Consider the following 18063-nt stretch of genomic DNA (forward strand, 5'->3'; position numbering starts at 1 on the left):
GACGTCCACAGACTTCCTCAGTGTGCGGGCGGGGCCGAGCAGGCCCGGCGCCGCGGATGTCCGGGAGGACAACGCCGTATGGCCAAGATCATTGCATTCGACGAGGAGGCTCGTCGGGGCCTCGAGCGGGGCATGAACCAGCTCGCCGACGCGGTCAAGGTGACGCTCGGTCCGAAGGGCCGCAACGTCGTCCTCGAGAAGAAGTGGGGCGCCCCCACGATCACCAACGATGGTGTATCCATCGCCAAGGAGATCGAGCTCGAGGACACCTTCGAGAAGATCGGCGCCGAGCTGGTCAAGGAGGTCGCCAAGAAGACCGACGACGTCGCCGGTGACGGCACGACGACGGCGACCGTCCTGGCGCAGGCGCTGGTCCGCGAGGGCCTGCGCAACGTGGCCGCCGGCGCGAACCCGATGGCCCTGAAGCGGGGCATCGAGGCCGCCGTGGCCAGCGTCTCCGAGGGCCTCTCGCAGCTGGCCAAGGACGTGGAGACCAAGGAGCAGATCGCCTCCACCGCCTCCATCTCCGCCGGTGACTCCACGGTCGGCGAGATCATCGCCGAGGCGATGGACAAGGTCGGCAAGGAAGGCGTCATCACCGTCGAGGAGAGCAACACCTTCGGGCTGGAGCTGGAGCTCACCGAGGGCATGCGCTTCGACAAGGGCTACATCTCGGCCTACTTCATGACCGACGCGGAGCGTATGGAGGCCGTCTTCGACGACCCGTACATCCTGATCGCGAACAGCAAGATCTCCGCGGTCAAGGACCTGCTCCCGGTCCTGGAGAAGGTCATGCAGTCGGGCAAGCCGCTGGTGATCATCGCTGAGGACGTCGAGGGCGAGGCCCTGGCCACCCTGGTCGTCAACAAGGTCCGCGGCACCTTCAAGTCGGTCGCCGTCAAGGCCCCCGGCTTCGGTGACCGTCGCAAGGCCATGCTCGAGGACATCGCCATCCTCACCGGTGGCGCGGTCATCAGCGAGGAGGTCGGCCTCAAGCTCGACGCCGCCGACCTGTCGCTGCTCGGCTCCGCCCGCAAGATCGTCATCACCAAGGACGAGACCACCGTCGTCGACGGCGCCGGCAACGGCGAGCAGATCCAGGGCCGGGTCAACCAGATCCGCGCCGAGATCGAGCGCTCGGACTCCGACTACGACCGTGAGAAGCTGCAGGAGCGCCTGGCCAAGCTGGCCGGCGGCGTTGCGGTCATCAAGGTCGGCGCGGCCACCGAGGTCGAGCTGAAGGAGCGCAAGCACCGCATCGAGGACGCCGTTCGCAACGCGAAGGCGGCCGTCGAGGAGGGCATCGTCCCCGGTGGTGGCGTCGCGCTGGTTCAGGCCGGCAAGACCGCGTTCGACAAGCTGGACCTGGTCGGCGACGAGGCGACCGGTGCCAACATCGTCAAGGTCGCCCTGGACGCCCCGCTGCGCCAGATCGCCGTCAACGCCGGCCTCGAGGGTGGCGTCGTCGTGGAAAAGGTGCGCAACCTCCCCGCGGGTCACGGCCTGAACGCCGCGACCGGTGAGTATGTCGACCTGCTGGCCGCGGGCATCATCGACCCGGCCAAGGTCACCCGCTCGGCGCTGCAGAACGCCGCGTCGATCGCCGCGCTGTTCCTCACCACCGAGGCCGTCGTGGCCGACAAGCCGGAGAAGAACCCGGCCCCGGCCGGCGCCCCCGGCGGCGGGGACATGGACTTCTGAGTCCAGCCCTGAAGCACTGAGTCAAGGCGGGTCGCTTCGGCGGCCCGCCTTTTCGCTTTCCGGAAACAAATGAGCCCGGCCCTGGTCGCTGACCCTCACCGAGGTCGAGAAGAGCGCGTCCCGCCGCGCCGATGACGCCCCGGTCCTGACTTTTCCGGACCATTCACGCGTACGGCCGTGGCCCGCCCACCACCGGCCAGCAACGCCACCCCGAGCAGCGTGAGCAGGGCGGACGTCTCGAACAGGAGCATCGGGGCCGGCCCGCTCGTGGTCGGCAGCGTCGGCGCCGGGGTGTGCGCGGGGGTCCGCGACGGCACGGGCGAGGTGGTCGCCGGAACCGACGGCGATGTCGACGGGGACGGAGACGGCGTGGGTGACGGCGGCGGGCTGGGTGAGGGGGACTGGCTGGGCGAGGTGTCCGACGGCACGATCACGACGATCATCCCCTCGGCCACGTTCCCGTCCGCGTCCACGATCACGTACGTGAACCGGTCCTCCCCGGTGAACCCCGGATCCGGCGTGTAGGTCACCGACCCGTCCGCGTTCAGCCGCGCCTGCCCGTGGGCCGGTTGCGTGATCCGCCGCTCGGCCACCGGCCGCCCCTGCCCGTCGATGCCCGGCAGTGCCACCGAGACCGGTTGCCCCGGCGGCGTGACCAGGGATTTGTCCGGCACGCCGGGCGGGACGCCGACCGTCACGGTCACCGTCGAGGCGGCGGTGGAACCGCGGGCGTCGGTCACGACGTACCGGAAGATCTCCTCGCCGGACCACCCGGACGGCGCCGCGTAGCGGACCTTGCCGCCGGCGGCGGCCGCGCTGCCCTTGATCGGCGTGCCCACCGAGGTGATCGTCAGGCCGCCGGCGACCATGCTCACGTCGTTGGCCAGCACGTCCACGTCGATGGGCTGCCCGGCCAGGCCCAGCGCGTGGTCGGGCCGGGCGATCGGTGGGAGCGGGAGCGGCGGGAAGTCCACACCGACGGTGACCGTCGCGATGTCCGTGCCGCCCAGATCGTCGGTGAGCACGTACGCGAAGGTGTCGGTGGTGAATCCGGCCGCCGGTGTGTAACGCACCGTGAGTGGCCCGTCGACGACGACCGTCCCGTGCGCGGCCGGACCGGCCGAGAGCACGCTCAACGCCTGCCCGGTGTTCGGGTCGTGATCGTTGGCGACCACGTTCAGTGACTGCTCGCCCTGCACCAGGAACGTGTCGTCCTCGGCCACCGGCGGCGCGTTGCGCACGACCACGGTGACGATCGACGAGTCGAAGAGGCCGTGCGAGTCGGTGATCGTGTAACCGAACGTGTCCGTCCCGGTGAAGCCGGCGGCCGGCGTGTAGATCACCGTCCCGCCGGCCCCGGCGGTCAGCGTCCCGTGCGTGGCCGGCGTACGGCTCACCAGCGTCACCGGGTCGCCGTTGGGGTCGTCGTCGTTGCCCAGCGGGTCGATGGTGACCGCGGTGTCGGTCGGGGTCGAGGCGGTGTCCGGGCGGGCCGTCGGCGCGGCGTTGAGCAGCGTGATCGTGACCGTGGCGCCGGACGTGCCGCCGTGCCCGTCGTCGATCGTGTAGTGCAGCGAGTCGGGCCCGGAGTACCCGGCGACCGGCTGGTACGCGACCCGCCCGCCACTGACCGTCGCGGTCCCGTGCGACGCCGGCAGGTCGATCGTGATCGTCAGCGGGTCGCCGTTCGGGTCGTCGTCGTTGACCAGCACGTCGATCGTCGACGACCCGCCGGCCGGCCCGGTCACCGTGTCGGGCCGGGCCGTGGGCGGCGCGTTCCCGACGGTGATGGTGACCGTGGCGGTGTCGGTGCCGCCCTGCCCGTCGTTCAGCGTGTACGTGAAACTGTCCGTCCCCGACCAACCGGCGTCCGGGGTGTACGTGAGCTTGCCGTTCGTCTCACGCACGACGGTGCCGTGCGCGGGGTTGCTCGCGCCGCTGACGAAGAGCGCGTCGCCCACGTTCGGATCGGTGCCCAGCGCTGCCGGGTCGATCGGCACCGGGGTCAGGTAGGCCGTCGTCGTGACGATGTCGGCCGCGGTCGGCGGCGCGTCGGCGACGGTGACCGTGATCTGCGCGGTCGACGTCCCGCTGTGCCCGTCGTCGATCGTGTAGCCGAACGCGTACGTGCCCGAGTAGCCCACGGCCGCCTGGTAGGTGACGGCGCTGCCGGTGAACGTCGCCGTGCCGCGGGCCGGTGTGCCGACCCCGACGACGGTCAGGTGGTCGCCGTTGATGTCGTTGTCGTTCAGCAGCACCGGGATCGTCGTCGTGCCCGCGTAGCCCACGGTGGCCACGTCGTTGGCGGCGGTCGGGGCCGCGTTGGCCACGTTCACGACCAGGTGCGCGGTGGCCGTGGCCTGGCCGTCGCTGACCGTGTAGAGGAAGGTGGCCGCCCCGACGAACGTCACGGCCGGGGCGAAGACGATCTTGTTGCCGACGATGCTGACCGGGCCGTGGCCCGGGTCGTCGACCGCGGTGACGGTGAGCGGGTCGCCGTTCGGGTCCGAGTCGTTCGCGGTGACGTCCACGGTGACGGTCCCGCCGGTGTCGACGGCCGCCGCGTCGTCGATCGGGAGCGGCGGGGCGTTCGGGGTGCGGACGGTGACCACGGCGCTCGCGGTCCCGCCGTCCGGGTCGGTGACCGTGTACGTGAACGGGTCGTCCCCGGCCCAGCCGGCCGCCGGGGTGTAGGAGATCGTGCCGTTGGCCAGCACGATCGCCGTTCCGTGGGTGGGCGGGACGGTGATCGAGACGGTGAGCGCGCCGCCCTCCGGGTCGCTGTCGTTGGCCAGGACCGGGATGATCCCCGGGGCCGCGGCGGGGTCGCCGGTCGCGATCGGCGCCTGGTTGACTGTTACGGAAGCGGCGGTGGTGTTGTTGCCCGGCGCCGAATCAACGTTCGAGCCGTATGCCCGTAAATTTCCGGACAAGCCGACCCCGGGAATCGCGACCGTCGCCGTGCTGCCGGGCGCCAACGGGCCCAGCGCACACGTCGCCACCGGCCCGAACGACGTGCATCCGGCCGGCAACACGCCGAAGGTCGCGCCCGCCGGCAGGGTCAGCTCGGCGTACGCGGCCGGCTCGGTCGAAGCGCCACTGTTGGTCACGGTGGCCAGATAGGTGACCGCCGGAGAAGCACCCTGCTGCACCACGCCGGGCGACACGGTCAGCCCCGCGACCAGGTCGGACTGCGCCGGGGCGACCACGCTCGCGGCCGTGCCGGCCAGCCCGGAGACACCCACCCCGGCCGTGTGCCCGGTGTAGCTCAGACTCACCAGGTTGGTGATCGCGTACCCGGCCGGGGTCGCCGGATCGACCCGGACCCGGAAGATCACCCAGGTCGCCCCGAGATAGGGGAGGTCACCCAGGGTCACGTCGATCCGGCCGCCGCTGATCGAGTCGGCGACCGGCGCTCCGGCGACCCGCATCGAACCCGGGACGTACGTCGTGAAGGCCGGGATCGCGTCCGACAGCACGGTCCCGTCGGCGATGTCGTTACCGTCGTTGCGCACGTCGATCCGGTACTCGACCAGGTCCCCGGGCAGCAGGTCACCGCCGTCCAGGTCGGTGCCGGCGACCGTGGTGACCAGCTTCGGCGCGTACAGGTCGATGGCGAATGTGACCACCCCCGGGTAGTACTGATCCCCGCTGGTGGTGAGCGTCAGCGTGGCCGAGGTGGCCGCGTGGGCCAGCTTGCCGGTCGCGTCGAACTGGTCGATGTCGACGCCGAACAGGTTCACGAAGCCCGGATCCCGCCCGCCGACCGGGGCGCCACCGCTGCTCACCGTGCTGTTGAAGAAGTTGTCGACCGGGTTCGCGGCGTCGGACATCGCCTGCCCGTTCAGCTTCAGCGCGTCGCCCTTGGTGCCGAGATCACCCTCGTACGCGACAGTGCCGACCTCGGCCCGGACCGCGCCCGAGTGCGGCGCCTCGAAGCCGCTCACCGGGATGTCCAGGGAACCACTGGAACCGCTCACGGTGTCCAGCCCGTCGTAGACCCGCAGCGCGCGCAACACCTCGGCCGGATTCCGGTAGGCCACCGCCAGCGCCCACCCGGCGAACCGGTTCAGGCCCAGGCCGGCCTGGATGTCGGCCACCGCGTAGACACCGCTGCCGGCGCCCGCGACCTGGGCCGTCACGTCGGAGAAGCCCTGGTAGGCGGTGCCGGTGGTGTAGACCGTGGCCGCGGTGAGCGGCTGCCACGCCGTACCGGAAGGGGTCTTGAAACGCACTTTGTTCTTGTTGGCCGGCGAGGGCGCGGACGTGGTGTCGCCACTCCAGTAGAGACCGGCGAACAGGACCGTGCTGCCCGGTGGCAGGCTCACCGTCGCGGTGCTGTCGTTGAACGTCGCCGGGTCGTTGTCGGCGTTCGCGTTGACCATCGGGAAGTCGTTGTCGTTCAGCTTCGTCCCGCTGCCGGCCCGGCCGTTCACGCAGTCCGGATCGGCCGGTGGACAGATCAGGTTGGCGTTGCCCCGGATCAGGATCGAGCCGTTGGTGTTGGCCTCGAAACGCAGCGCGAACCCGGCCGTCGCGGCCTCGCCCCGCTCGGCCAGGAACCCGCAGAAGGCCAGGACGACGGCCCAGATCAGCAGGACCGCGGCGCCGGTGCGGTGCATGATCCCGACGCTAATCGCCGGTTGTGACACGTGTGGGCCGGACCACATTCCTCCGCCTGGGTGACACCGGTGAGGGCTAACGTGGGACGGGTGCGTGATCCCTCCGTCTCCCGCTACACGGCCGGCCGTCTCTCCCCGATCCGCCGCGCGTCCGACCTCAAACGGCTGCGCGACGAAAACTTCGACGTCCTGGTGATCGGGGCCGGAGTCACCGGCGCCGGTGCGGCGGTCGACGCCGCCTCCCGCGGTCTGAAGGTGGCGCTGGTCGAGGCCCGTGACTTCGCCGCCGGTACCTCCAGCCGCTCCAGCAAACTCATCCACGGTGGCCTGCGGTACCTGGAGCAGCTCGAACTGCACCTGGTCCACGAGGCGCTCACCGAGCGCGGCCTGCTCGCCACCCGGATCGCCCCGCACCTGGTCCGCCCGGTGCCGATCATGGTGCCGCTGCCCGCGGCCAACCCGCTCCAGCGCGTGTGGCAGCGGGGTTACTACGGGCTCGGCGTCGCCGCCTACGACGTGTTCGCCGGCGTCTTCGGCGGTGGCCGGGGCATGCCGCTGCACCGGCACCTGACCCGGGACGGCGCCCGGCACCTGTTCCCGAGCCTGCGCGCCGACAAGATCACCGGCGCGATCCGCTACTTCGACGGGCAGATGGACGACGCCCGCCTGGTCGTCAACCTGGCCCGCACGGCCGCCGCCCAGGGTGCCGCGGTGGTCACCAGCGCCCGGGTCACCGGCTTCGTGCGCGAGGCCCGCGAGGTGGTCGGCGTCCGGGTGAAAGACCTGGAGACCCCCGGCTCGCCCGAGTTCGAGGTCCGGGCCAAGACCGTCGTCGCCGCCACCGGCGTGTGGAGCGACGACATGTCGGAGATGCTGCGCGACGTCGGCGTCCGCCCCGGGCTGCGGGTTCGCGCCTCCAAGGGCGTGCACCTCGTGGTGCCGCGCTCGGCCATCACCGGCGAGGCCGGCCTGATCCTGCGCACCGCCACGTCGGTGCTGTTCGTGCTGCCCTGGGGCGGTCACTGGATCATCGGCACCACGGACACCGACTGGGAGCTCGACCGCTCCCACCCGGCGGCCTCCGCGCGCGACATCAGATACCTGTTGGACCAGGTCAACACCGTGCTCGACCGGCCACTGACCACCGACGACATCGAGGGTGTGTACGCCGGGCTGCGCCCGCTGCTCTCCGGCGAGGCCGACTCGACGTCGAAACTGTCCCGCGAGCACGCGGTCGTCGAACCGATGCTCGGGCTGCTGCTGGTGGCCGGCGGGAAGTACACGACGTACCGGGTGATGGCGGCCGACGTCATCGACCAGGCGGTGCGCCGGCTCGGCGGGGAGTTCCGGGCGTCCCGCACCGATCAGCTGCCGCTGCTCGGCGCCGACGGATACGCCGCGGCCTGGCGCGACCGGCAGGACATGGCCCGCCGCCACGGCGTCACCACCGGGGTCGTCGAGCACCTGCTGGAGCGGTACGGGACGCTCAGCGTCCACCTGCTCGCGATGATGGAGGCCGACCCGACGCTGGCCGTGCCGCTCGACGGCGCCCCGGAGTATCTGGCCGCCGAGATCGCGTACGCCGCACTCGCCGAGGGCGCCCTGCACCTGGACGACGTGCTCACCCGCCGCACCCGGATCTCCATCGAGACCGTGCACCGCGGCACCGAGTCGGCCGAGCACGCGGCCCGGATCATGGGCGGGGTCCTCGGCTGGGACGAGACCGTCCGCAAGCGTGAGGTCGAGCACTACCTGGCCCGGGTCACCGCCGAACGGCAGTCCCAGACCATGCCCGACGATCAGGCCGCCGACGCCGCCCGCGTCGGTGCGCCGGACGTGCGCGGGCTGGCCGCCGACCGCCGGGCCGAACTCCTCGAGATCGACCTTTGATCCTCATCGACGAGCCGCGCTGGCCGGGTCGTGGCCACCTCTGGTCACACCTGGTCAGCGACGTCTCCTACGCCGAACTGCACGCGTTCGCCGAGATGCTCGGGTCGCCCCGCCGGGCCTTCGACCGCGACCACTACGACGTGCCGTCGGCCCGTTTCCGCAGCGCCCTCTGGCTCGGCGCCGTCCTCGTCCCCTCCCGCGAACTGGCCGCCCGCCTGCGCGCCGCCGGCCTCCGCCGCCCCAAACACCTTTCCAAATAACCCCTTTCGCGTACGGCGTTCCGCCCGCGCCCGCCCAGCACCCTCCGCGACCTCCGCGGTCGGTCCGGCTTCGCGGCGCGGGTCGCCGGCTCGGCTGGTGCTCAGGGTTGTATTCGGCTGTTTTTAGAGCCCTCAGTGCCAGCCGACGACCGGGAGCGCGGCTGGGGCTGGGGTGGGCCGCAGCCTCGCGTGGGCTGACGCACAGGACGTTGGTGGGTGGTTTCGGGCGTGGGCGGGTTTGTTGCTCTGAGCGCAACCAGCCGACCACGTCGCCCTTTCGGGCGTCGCGTTTTGGCCGCGCCAGCGGCCTGCGAGGGTCGGAAGGGTCCCCGCGGGAGCGACGGTCTGGACCACGGCGGACGTGGGCAATAAAGAATTTGATCTTTTTAGGCGAGTAGCTCCAGCTCGGCTTTCAGATTGGCCTGGGCGCGGGACTCCCATTCCTCGCGGATCGGGGCGAGGCGGTAGATCGACGGCAGCTTGAGCAGCTCGGTCAGGACGCGGGAGCGGCCGGCGCGGAAATCGCTGTCGGGCACGTGGGCGTACTCGCGGCGGATCGCGGCCGCATAGCGGGCGTAACGCTCCTCGTCGGAGGCGAGAATGGCCAGGTCGGCGTCGCAGAGGAGTTCGCCGTCGGGGTCGTTGTCCTCGGTCGCGTGGCCCGCGGTCAGCCCGACCAGCCGCGCCACCTCGGCCGCGACCTCGTCCGGCACGCCCAGCGTGGCCAGCAGCCCCTGCGCGAACTCGGCGCTGTCCCGCTCGTTGGCGTCGCCCAGCGCCTTCGGGTCGTAGACCGCGTCGTGCATCCACGCGGCCAGCCGCACCCGGTCCGGGTGGGGTGCGAGCTCGGCGAACCGGTCCACGACCTCCAAGACCGAGGCCAGGTGGGTCACGTCGTGATAGTGACGTTGCGGCTCGTTCCAACGGGTGAGCAGGTAGTTTGCGGCGGAGTCGAGATCAGTGTCGTCGGCGGTGGCGCCGGCGTCGCGCGCCGCCGTCCGGAACTGGTCGGGCAAAGATGTCACAGTGGTCATCCTGGCACGGAGGTCGCAAACATGATCGGCGTCGCGAAGGATCGGGTCGACGCGGCGGCGAAGCGTGCCCGGGCCGGTTTCATGCTGGCCGTGCAGTCCGGGCTGGCCGCCGGGCTGGCCTGGTTCGTGGCGCATGACCTGATCGGCCGCCCGGTGCCGTTCTTCGCGCCGGTCGCCGCCGTGATCACGCTCGGCTCGTCGGTCGGTCAGCGGGTGCGCCGGACGGCCGAGCTGGTCTTCGGCGTCGCGGTCGGGATCGGGCTCGGCGACGGACTGATGGTGCTGATCGGAAGCGGTCCGGTGCAGATCGGCGTGATGGTGCTGTTCGCCGTCCTGGTCGCGGTCACGGTCGGCGGCGGCGCCCCGCTGATCGTGCAATCGGCCTCGTCGGCGGTGCTGGTGGCGACGCTGACGACGACCGGCGGGCAGCCCTGGACCCGGTTCTTCGACGCGCTGGTGGGTGGTGGCATCGGTCTCGCGGTGATGACCGTGCTGCTGCCGCTGAACCCGCTGAGCGTGGTCCGGCGGGCCGCCGATCCGGCGCTGCGAGCCTTCACCGCGGGCCTGCACGAGGCGGCGCTCGGACTCTCCGACGGGGATCCGGATGTCATTCAGGCGGCGCTGACCAGGTTGCGGTCGGCCGAGGGGACCTTTGCCGCTTTCCGTACGGCCATCGAAGCGGCCCGGGAGAACGTGGCCTTCGCCCCGGCCCGCTGGCGCAACCGGGGCGCGCTGGCGCAGTACGTGGAGGGCGCGCCCCAGCTCACCTACGCGCTGCGGAACGTCCGCGTGATGATCCGCCGGGCGCAGACCGCCCTGAACGACCGGGAGCGGGTCCCCGAGATGCTGCCGGCCTCGGTGCGGCACCTGGGGGACGCGGTGGATCTGCTGCGGCAGGAGTGGGCGCGCGGCGTCGAACCGGTCGCGACCCGGGAGCGGGCGTTGCGGGCGGCGTCCGAGTCGGGGCGGGCCTACGACACCGGGGTCGGGTATTCGGGCGGGGTGGTGGTGGCCCAGATCCGTACCTCGGTGGCCGACCTGCTGCGGGCCACCGGGGTGGAGCATGCCGAGGCCACCCGCCAGGTGCGGGACGCCGTGGGCTGGCGCGGTCGACCGCACGGGGCCCGGAACCGGACGGTGCGTTCGCGGCCGGTGCCGCCCCCGCCGGCGGTCTGATCGATGCGTATTTGATCGCTTCGGCGCTCCTCGGGGACGCCGGGTGCGGCGGCGGTGACTACGCTGGCGGGCATGGCCGACGTTCCGCCGACCGGGTCACCCGATCCGGTCTCCCAGCCCTCCTCGCCGCCCCCGTCGGCGGCTTACCCGAGCGCGCCGGATTTGTCGGTTCCGCCCGTTGAGTCGGCGCCGTCCGGGGAAGTCGCTCCGGGTGGGGTGACGGCCCTGGAGATCGCGCCCGATCCGGTGCCGCCGTTCCCGACCGAGCCGGTGCAGACCGTCGCCCCGGTCCCCGGCCGCCGCTCCGGCTGGCGCCGCTGGCTGCCGGTCACCGGCGTGATCGCGCTCATCGCCTCGGCCGCCATCGGCATGCTGATCTTCCTGGGCTTCAACATCGGCATCACCGGCCTGGCCATCGGCCTGACCGCCGCCATCCTCCCGGTCCCGCTGCTGGCCAGCGCGTTCGCCTGGCTGGATCGGTATGAGCCGGAGCCGGTGAAGTACCTGATCTTCTGCTTCGCCTGGGGTGCCGCGGTCGCGACCGCGGTGGCGCTGGCCGTCAACACCGGCGCGGCCTGGCTGTTCGAGAAGGCCGGCCTGCCCGACGCGCTGGTAGCGGTCCTGATCGCGCCGCTGATCGAGGAGTCGATGAAGGCGGCCGGCCCGATCCTGCTGTTCTGGCGGCGCCGCGCCGAGTGGTCCGGCATCACCGACGGCATCGTCTACTGCGGCCTCTCCGCGCTCGGCTTCGCCATGGTGGAGAACGTGCTCTACCTGGGCGGCCACGGCTACGCGGCCGGCGCCGAGGAGTACGGGCCGGCCACCGGCCTGACCAACGTCTTCCTGATCTTCATCGTGCGGATCCTGTTCACCGGCTTCGCGCACCCGCTCTTCACGTCGATGACCGGCATCGGGCTGGGCCTGTCGGCGCGCACCGCGGACAAGCACGTCCGCTGGCTCGCCCCGGTCGGCGGCCTGCTGCTCGCGATGATCCTGCACGGCACGTTCAACCTGCTGCCGACGCTCTCGGCCGCCACCGGCGAATCACTGATCATGCTGTACGGCTATCTCGGCTTCATGGTCCCGTTCTTCTTCGCGGTGGTCGGCTTCGCGATCGCGCTGCGCAGCTGGGAGGGCCGGCTCACCGAGCGCGTCCTTCACCACTACGTGCGTACGGGCTGGTTCGCCCCGCCCGAGGTGGCCGCGCTGGGCAGCCTGGGCCGGCGGCACTCGGCCCGGCAGTGGGCCAAACGGGTGGCCGGTCCGCACGGCGGCAAGGCGATGAAGAGCTTCCAGTTCGCCGCGACCCGGCTGGCCATCCTGCGCGACGGCATGCAGCGCGGCCTGGCCGGCGACTACAACGAGATGGTGAAGGCGACGGTCGAGGAGCGCGAGCTGCTCGGCGCGATCACCGGGTACCGGGCGGTCTTCGCCGGGCGCGACCCGCAGACCCCGCCGGCCTGGTGGGACGGGCAGTCCTACCGGATCGCCTTCCCGGACGGGATCGTGCGCACGGTGGCGCCACCGGCCGAGCCGGTCATGCCGGTGCCGGTGCAGCTCCCGCCGCCGATGCCGGCTTACGCGTACGGGCCGCCGCCGGGATATGGTCCGCCGCCCGGTTATGGCCCGCCGCCCGGATACGGGCCGCCGCCGTTCGCACCGGTCCCGCAGCAGCAGCCGCCGCAGTACCCGGGTCCGCAATACCCCGGGCAGTACCCGCCGCCCTACAAGTAAAGGCCGGTCCCGTCCGCGTCGACCCGGGTCGCGGCGACGGCGTGCACGTCCCGCTCGCGGAGCAGCACGTACTCCCGGCCGTGCAGCTCCACCTCGGAACGGTCGTCCGGGTCGAACAGGACCCGGTCACCGACCACGATCGACCGGACGTTCGGCCCGACGCCGACCGCGGTGGCCCAGGACAACCGGCGGCCCATCGAGGCGGTGGCCGGGATGACGATGCCGGCGGTCGAGCGGCGTTCGCCCTCCCCGCCGTCCTGCCGGACGAGGACACGGTCGTGCAGCATCCGGATCGGCAGTCCGTTGTCGGTGGTGCGGGTGGTGTCGGGACTCACGAATGCAGACGGTACGCCGCCGCCCGCCCGGCCGGTCCGAGTGGTCCGGATCGCGCCCGGTGGGTCACGGGCCGCTCGCGGGACGTGAGAGCACTACGGTGATGGGGTGTCACGACAGGGCGAGGGGGTAGGCGGTTGAACCGCTTGCAACGTGTCCGGGAGAACCTGCGGAAGGCCTACGACACGGGACGGGAGGCGGCCCGGATGGCCCGGATCGAGCGGCCACCGGACCCGGAGCCGGAAGAGGACGAGGAACAGTTCGTTCCGCCCGCACCCGAGCCGGCCGTGGTGCACGGCTCGACCAACAGCCTGGACGACGCCGACGTGCCGCACTCGCTGCGGATCGCCGCGGCCTGGAGCTGGCGGCTGATCGTGGTCGGCCTGGTCGGCTACGTCGGGCTGCGGTTCATCGGCCTGGTCAGCGTGGTGGTCATCCCGCTCGCGATCGCGCTGCTGCTCACCGCCCTGCTCGGCCCGGCCGTCGGCTGGCTGCTGAAACTGCACCTGCCCCGGTCGATGGCCACGTTCCTGGTGCTGATCTGCGGTCTTGGTGCCGTCGCCGGAACATTGACCCTGGTGGTGAACCAGTTCATCGACGGGCTCCCGCAGCTGACCGAGAAGGCCAGCGCCGGCGTACGGCAGATTCAGGACTGGGCCCGGACCGGACCGCTGCACCTCTCGGACCATCAGGTCGACCAGGCCATCGACTCGGCCCAGAACTGGGTCAACGACAACACCTCGTCGCTGACGTCGACCGGCATCTCCACCGCGGCGACCGTCTTCGAGCTGCTCACCGGGCTGCTGCTGGTGCTCTTCTCGACGTTCTTCTTCCTGCGCGACGGGCGCAAGATCTGGCGGTTCATCGTCCGGCTGTTCCCGGTCAACGTGCGCTGGTCGCTGGCCGACGCCGGGGACGCGTCCTGGACGACACTCGGTGCGTACGTGCGAGCGACCGTGCTGGTCGCGTTCATCGACGCGGTCGGCATCGGGCTGGCGCTGGTGCTGCTCGACGTGCAATTCCCGTTCCCGCTGGCCGCGCTGGTCTTCCTGGGCGCGTTCGTGCCGATCGTCGGGGCCGCGGTCTCCGGTTCGGTGGCGGTGCTGGTCGCGCTGGTCACGCAGGGCTGGGTGGTCGCGCTGATCACGCTGGGCGCGGTGATCCTGGTCCAGCAGCTCGAAGGGCACGTCCTGCAGCCGCTGATCATGGGCCGGGCGGTGGCCCTGCACCCGCTCGCGGTGATCATCGGCATCGCCTGCGGTGTGGTGCTGGCCGGGATCATCGGCGCGCTGGTCGCGGTCCCGCTGATCGCCGTCCTCAACACCGGCATCCGCCGGCTGTCCCGCCGCCGCCCGGAGATCCCCCCGGACGCGGTGGTCGTTACGGCCGGCAACCGCTGACCCCAGCCGGCGCCCACCCCAGCCCTCAGCGCCAGCTGAGCTCGGCCAGCTGGCACTGACGGCTCGTCCGCGGGCGGTTTGCAGCCCTCAGCGCCAGCTGAGCTTGGTCGGCTGGTGCTGGCGGCTTGTCCGGGGGCTGTTTGCAGCCCTCAGCGCCAGCTGAGCTCGGTCGGCTGGTGCTGAAGGCTTGTCCGGGGGCGGTTTGCAGCCCTCAGCGCCAGCTGAGCTTGGTCGGCTGGTGCTGGCGGCTTGTCCGGGGGCGGTTTGCGGCCCTCAGCGCCAGCTGAGTTCGGGGGGCTGGGGCTCACGGTTCGTGGCGGCCTGAATCGCACGGGGCCGGGGTTATGGACGTACGCGCAAATGGGGTTGAAAAAAGCGAAAGGGCGGAACCCCCGGAGGGGTCCCGCCCGATCTAACAGAGCGTGAGCGGTCAGACCGTCGCGACGCTGAGCGCGACCTCGTTGACGCCACGGGTGGCGTCGACGGCGAGCTCGCCGTTGCCGAAGCGGCTCAGGGCGCGCAGCGTCCACGAGCCGGGGGCGGCGAAGAAGCGGAAGACGCCCTCGGGAGAGGTCACGACCTCGGCGGTGAACTCGCCGGAGCCGTCGAGGAGGCGAACGTACGCCCCGCCGACGAGCTCACCCTCGGCGGTGGTCACGATGCCGGTGATGACGGTTTCCTTCTCCAGGTCGACGCTCGCGGGGAGGGGAGCGGACTGGTCAGGGGCGGCGCAACCGGCCGCGATGTTCGCTGCAGCAGTGGGAGAAGTCATGGTGATCAGGCCTTTCCGGGCTCGTCGCCGAGGGCGATCGGCACACCGATGAGCGAGCCGTACTCGGTCCAGGAACCGTCGTAGTTCTTGACGTTCTCCTGGCCGAGCAGTTCCTTGAGCACGAACCACGTGTGCGAGGAGCGCTCGCCGATCCGGCAGTACGCGATGGTGTCCTTGCTGCCGTCCAGCCCGGCGTCGCCGTAGATCTTGGCGAGTTCCTCGTCGGACTTGAACGTGCCGTCCTCGTTGGCGGCCTTGCTCCACGGCACGCTGATCGCGGTCGGGATGTGACCGGCCCGCTGCGACTGCTCCTGCGGCAGGTGCGCGGGGGCGAGCAGGCGGCCGGCGAACTCGTCGGGGCTGCGCACGTCGACCAGGTTCTTCACGCCGATGGCCTCGACGACCTCGTCGCGGAAGGCGCGGATCTCCAGGTTCGGAGCCTTGGCCGAGTAGGAGGTGGCGGCGCGGGCCGGCACGTCCTTGGTGTAGACGCGGGCGTCGAGCTCCCACTTCTTGCGGCCGCCGTCGAGCAGCTTGACCGACTCGTGGCCGTACAGCTTGAAGTACCAGAACGCGTAGGCCGCGAACCAGTTGTTGTTGCCGCCGTACAGGATCACGGTGTCGTCGTTGCTGATGCCCTTGGCGGACAGCAGCGCCGAGAACTGCTCCTGGTTGACGAAGTCCCGCCGGACCGGGTCCTGCAGGTCGGTCTTCCAGTCGATCTTGACGGCGCCCGGGATGTGGCCGCCGTCGTAGGCCGACGTGTCCTCGTCGACCTCGACGAAGACGATGCCGGGGGTTTCGAGGTTCTTCTCGGCCCAGTCGGCCGAAACGAGTGCGGTGTCGCGACTCATCGATTCACTCCCTGAAAAAGTGGGTGAGGGGAGAGTCAGCGCACGGAGGTGTTGTCGCACCCCGCGCGGACCCAAGGATTGGTTGGGATCACGGGCTGGTTTGCGACGGCGCCACTGCCGGGCAGAGATTTTGCCCTTGGCTAGCTAGCTACAGAACGTGCTCAGCACTGTGGCCCGTCTCAGAGGACGGGGCGACACAGGCACGCGGCCACGCGACACAGGTCGATCGCGCGCCTTTTCGTGAGCAACGGGCTCATGGAACGGACACTACCAGCGGTTCCAAGGCGCGGAACAGTACCGACCACGATACGAGACGTTACGGGGGTCACAGACCGCCCGCGTTGAGGTTGACGTCGTCCGCCCCGAACGTGACGTTCAGACCGTCCGCCTCGGGGGCCACCGACTGGACCTTGAGCTGCAGCGGAAGCTTCGGCGCGGGAACATCGACGGCCAGCTTCTGCGCGTACGAGTCGATGAAGCCCTGGAACAGCGGAACGTCCGGCAGATTGGTCGCCTTCACGTCGGCGAAACGAACCTGAATCCCCCCGTTGACCACGGTCAGCTTGGCCGTCCCGGTCAGATCGAGCTGCTGACCGAGCGCCGTCACCTTGGCCGCGCCGACGAGCTTGCCGTCCTTGGCCGAGAGGGTCACGCCCTTCTGCCCGATCAGGTCGACCAGCTGCGGGTAGTCGATCTTCCCGTTCGCGGTGAGCGTGCCGGCCACCACGTTGCCCTGACCGCTGCGGATCGCGTCCAGCGGCGCCTTCACGTCCTTGGCGTGGATGTCCAGCAGGTTCAGGTGGATGTCGTCGCCGGTACCGGTCGGGCCGGAGAAGTTCGGCAGCTGGATCCGGATGTCCTTGTACTCCCCGGCGAGCACCTGGGTGACGAACGGGACGCCCTCGATGCTCACGTCCGGGGTGTCACTGCTGGCCTTCTGCGCGCGCACCTGCTCGGCGACCTTGTCCGAGATGACCCCCTCGGCGAACGAGCGGCCCCAGTGATCGGCCACGAACGCACCGCCCAACAGGATGAGCAGCAGGATCACCACGACGATCAGCAGACCGCGGCCCCGTCGACGGCGGCGCGGAGCGTTCTCGTACACCTCGGCCACGGGACCCTCCAGGTTGGTGAACTGTTGAGGACCGTACATGCCCAGAGCCACGCAACCGTGAAACGGATGGTTCAGGTGAGATAGAGGTGAACCAGCGCGTAGGTGCACGCGAAACCGAGCGCGAACCCGCCGAGCGGGCCGGTCATGTGCCGGGCCAGCCAGAACGTCGGCGCCTCACCGGCCAGCCGGCGGCCCGCCTCACCGAAGTTCACCGCCAGGTCGACCAGGATCGCCGCGACCGCCGCGACCAGGCCGGTCACCGCGCCCTTGGCCGGGTTGAACGGCAGGACCAGCTGGCTGCCCAGCCACGCGGTGGCGAACGTGCCGACCATCGCGCCGAGCACCACCCCGGCCGCGCCGCGCGGCACCTGGGCGGCGATCCGCGGCTTCGGGAACACCGCGTCGGTCAGCCGGGCGACGAGCAGCGCCAGGCCGGCGCCGACACAGCAGACCAGGATCGCCTGGGTGCCCAGCGGCTGCCGGCTCAGCACGATCGGGATCACGTAGGCCACCACGCCGAGCAGGATCAGCAGCGTGGTCCGCCACGAGTCGCCGATCCGGTGCCGGTCCTCGGCGCGGAACGCCTGACCGATCATCGAGGCCACGAACCCGCCCAGCGTCACGTAGAGCAGGGGAGTCAGACCGGCCGTGTCCGCGGTGGCGGCCAGATAGCACCCGATCAGGCCGGTGACACCGGCGACGCCCGCGGTCACCGAGGCGGCCGGCGGGTTCAGTGCCATCGTCCAGGCGAGCAGGCCGATCAACTGAACACCGAAGAGCACGATGGCGTACGGCGTCCGCACATCCGGCCCGGTGGTCAGCGTCCCGATGATCAGTGCGATCGCGAGAAGTGCCGCGAAGCCGCCGATGGCCACCGACAACTTGGCCCGGACGGGGACGACCTCGATCTCCTCGAACTCGTCCTCACCCTCGGCGTCCGGTTCCGAGGAGGGGTGTTCCTCCGGTTCGTCGTCCGGCACGGCGCCGTACATCCCGGCTTTCGGGCGGCCCGGATTGAGGCGTGCGACGTCGCGGGAGGCGTCGGCGTCCCAAGGGTCGTCCTGCGGCATGGTGGGGAACACGACAGCGATCGTGCCAGAGTCGGGCCCGGGGCCCAATTCGCCGCCCGTATGTAAAAGGCTTGTTACCAAGCGGGCGTTATGCCACCTAGCA

General features: G+C 70.9%; 14 protein-coding genes. 6 read left to right on the plus strand and 8 right to left on the minus strand.

Annotated elements, in window-relative coordinates; translation table 11 throughout:
- Positions 1-78 precede the first annotated feature (78 nt).
- A complete protein-coding gene (gene groL / locus ACSHV8_RS43380; RefSeq protein ID WP_436525862.1) occupies positions 79-1701 on the plus strand; it encodes a chaperonin GroEL in 1623 nt (540 codons plus the stop codon).
- 95 nt (positions 1702-1796) lie between these two features.
- Here the strand turns inward: groL and ACSHV8_RS43385 are convergent, their stop codons facing one another.
- Positions 1797-6323 carry an Ig-like domain-containing protein gene (locus ACSHV8_RS43385; RefSeq protein WP_436525864.1) on the minus strand — a complete coding sequence of 1509 codons (4527 nt, stop codon included), beginning with the start codon at positions 6321-6323 and terminating at the stop codon, positions 1797-1799.
- Positions 6324-6413: 90 nt separating this feature from the next.
- Here ACSHV8_RS43385 and ACSHV8_RS43390 point away from each other — a divergent pair, with 90 nt between their 5' ends.
- Together ACSHV8_RS43390 and ACSHV8_RS43395 are read left to right on the plus strand one after the other, a co-directional pair.
- Complete coding sequence (locus ACSHV8_RS43390; RefSeq protein WP_436525866.1) at positions 6414-8213, plus strand: glycerol-3-phosphate dehydrogenase/oxidase; 1800 nt, start codon at positions 6414-6416, stop codon at positions 8211-8213.
- The gene (locus tag ACSHV8_RS43395) at positions 8210-8473 is read left to right on the plus strand and encodes a DUF4031 domain-containing protein (RefSeq protein ID WP_436525868.1); all 264 of its coding nucleotides are present in this window, start codon (positions 8210-8212) and stop codon (positions 8471-8473) included. Before ACSHV8_RS43390 ends, ACSHV8_RS43395 begins: the two co-directional genes overlap by 4 nt.
- A gap of 386 nt (positions 8474-8859) precedes the next feature.
- Here ACSHV8_RS43395 and ACSHV8_RS43400 read toward each other — a convergent pair whose 3' ends face one another.
- Positions 8860-9507 (minus strand): HD domain-containing protein, encoded by a 648-nt coding sequence (locus ACSHV8_RS43400; protein ID WP_436525870.1) that lies wholly within the window; start codon positions 9505-9507, stop codon positions 8860-8862.
- A gap of 21 nt (positions 9508-9528) precedes the next feature.
- Here ACSHV8_RS43400 and ACSHV8_RS43405 point away from each other — a divergent pair, with 21 nt between their 5' ends.
- Together ACSHV8_RS43405 and ACSHV8_RS43410 are read left to right on the plus strand one after the other, a co-directional pair.
- Positions 9529-10683, plus strand: a complete 1155-nt coding sequence (locus tag ACSHV8_RS43405; RefSeq protein WP_436525872.1) for an FUSC family protein — start codon at positions 9529-9531, stop codon at positions 10681-10683.
- Between the two features lie 72 nt (positions 10684-10755).
- Positions 10756-12417, plus strand: a complete 1662-nt coding sequence (locus ACSHV8_RS43410) for a PrsW family intramembrane metalloprotease (RefSeq protein WP_436525874.1) — start codon at positions 10756-10758, stop codon at positions 12415-12417.
- On the opposite strand, the gene ACSHV8_RS43415 is transcribed toward ACSHV8_RS43410, so the two are convergent.
- On the minus strand, positions 12408-12704 hold the full coding sequence (locus ACSHV8_RS43415) for a GroES family chaperonin (RefSeq protein WP_436537213.1): 297 nt from the start codon (positions 12702-12704) through the stop codon (positions 12408-12410). The two genes, ACSHV8_RS43410 and ACSHV8_RS43415, sit on opposite strands and share 10 nt — an antisense overlap.
- A 183-nt stretch (positions 12705-12887) precedes the next feature.
- Here ACSHV8_RS43415 and ACSHV8_RS43420 point away from each other — a divergent pair, with 183 nt between their 5' ends.
- Positions 12888-14150 carry an AI-2E family transporter gene (locus ACSHV8_RS43420; RefSeq protein WP_436525876.1) on the plus strand — a complete coding sequence of 421 codons (1263 nt, stop codon included), beginning with the start codon at positions 12888-12890 and terminating at the stop codon, positions 14148-14150.
- A gap of 430 nt (positions 14151-14580) precedes the next feature.
- Here ACSHV8_RS43420 and ACSHV8_RS43425 read toward each other — a convergent pair whose 3' ends face one another.
- The 5 genes from ACSHV8_RS43425 to ACSHV8_RS43445 form a co-directional block, all read right to left on the minus strand.
- Entirely contained in the window at positions 14581-14922 is a 342-nt protein-coding gene (locus ACSHV8_RS43425; protein ID WP_436525878.1) for a DUF1416 domain-containing protein, read from the minus strand.
- A gap of 5 nt (positions 14923-14927) precedes the next feature.
- Positions 14928-15776, minus strand: a complete 849-nt coding sequence (locus tag ACSHV8_RS43430; RefSeq protein ID WP_436525880.1) for a sulfurtransferase — start codon at positions 15774-15776, stop codon at positions 14928-14930.
- 179 nt (positions 15777-15955) lie between these two features.
- Positions 15956-16033 carry an Ms5788A family Cys-rich leader peptide gene (locus ACSHV8_RS43435; protein ID WP_369009918.1) on the minus strand — a complete coding sequence of 26 codons (78 nt, stop codon included), beginning with the start codon at positions 16031-16033 and terminating at the stop codon, positions 15956-15958.
- Positions 16034-16101: 68 nt separating this feature from the next.
- Entirely contained in the window at positions 16102-16929 is an 828-nt protein-coding gene (locus tag ACSHV8_RS43440; RefSeq protein ID WP_436525882.1) for an LmeA family phospholipid-binding protein, read from the minus strand.
- 32 nt (positions 16930-16961) lie between these two features.
- Positions 16962-17972 carry a hypothetical protein gene (locus tag ACSHV8_RS43445; protein WP_436525884.1) on the minus strand — a complete coding sequence of 337 codons (1011 nt, stop codon included), beginning with the start codon at positions 17970-17972 and terminating at the stop codon, positions 16962-16964.
- Between the last annotated feature and the right edge of the window lie 91 nt (positions 17973-18063).

Source organism: Actinoplanes sp. HUAS TT8 (assembly GCF_051380535.1).
Taxonomy (GTDB): domain Bacteria; phylum Actinomycetota; class Actinomycetes; order Mycobacteriales; family Micromonosporaceae; genus Actinoplanes.

Excerpts from the sequence above, each read along its gene's own strand:
- ACSHV8_RS43435 (WP_369009918.1), bottom strand. The coding sequence starts at position 16,033 with ATGAGCCCGTTGCTCACGAAAAGGCGCGCGATCGACCTGTGTCGCGTG.
- ACSHV8_RS43430 (WP_436525880.1), bottom strand. The coding sequence starts at position 15,776 with ATGAGTCGCGACACCGCACTCGTTTCGGCCGACTGGGCCGAGAAGAAC.
- ACSHV8_RS43410 (WP_436525874.1), top strand. The coding sequence starts at position 10,756 with ATGGCCGACGTTCCGCCGACCGGGTCACCCGATCCGGTCTCCCAGCCC.
- ACSHV8_RS43440 (WP_436525882.1), bottom strand. The coding sequence starts at position 16,929 with ATGTACGGTCCTCAACAGTTCACCAACCTGGAGGGTCCCGTGGCCGAG.
- groL (WP_436525862.1), top strand. The coding sequence starts at position 79 with ATGGCCAAGATCATTGCATTCGACGAGGAGGCTCGTCGGGGCCTCGAG.
- ACSHV8_RS43400 (WP_436525870.1), bottom strand. The coding sequence starts at position 9,507 with ATGACCACTGTGACATCTTTGCCCGACCAGTTCCGGACGGCGGCGCGC.
- ACSHV8_RS43415 (WP_436537213.1), bottom strand. The coding sequence starts at position 12,704 with ATGCTGCACGACCGTGTCCTCGTCCGGCAGGACGGCGGGGAGGGCGAA.
- ACSHV8_RS43425 (WP_436525878.1), bottom strand. The coding sequence starts at position 14,922 with ATGACTTCTCCCACTGCTGCAGCGAACATCGCGGCCGGTTGCGCCGCC.
- ACSHV8_RS43385 (WP_436525864.1), bottom strand. The coding sequence starts at position 6,323 with ATGCACCGCACCGGCGCCGCGGTCCTGCTGATCTGGGCCGTCGTCCTG.
- ACSHV8_RS43405 (WP_436525872.1), top strand. The coding sequence starts at position 9,529 with ATGATCGGCGTCGCGAAGGATCGGGTCGACGCGGCGGCGAAGCGTGCC.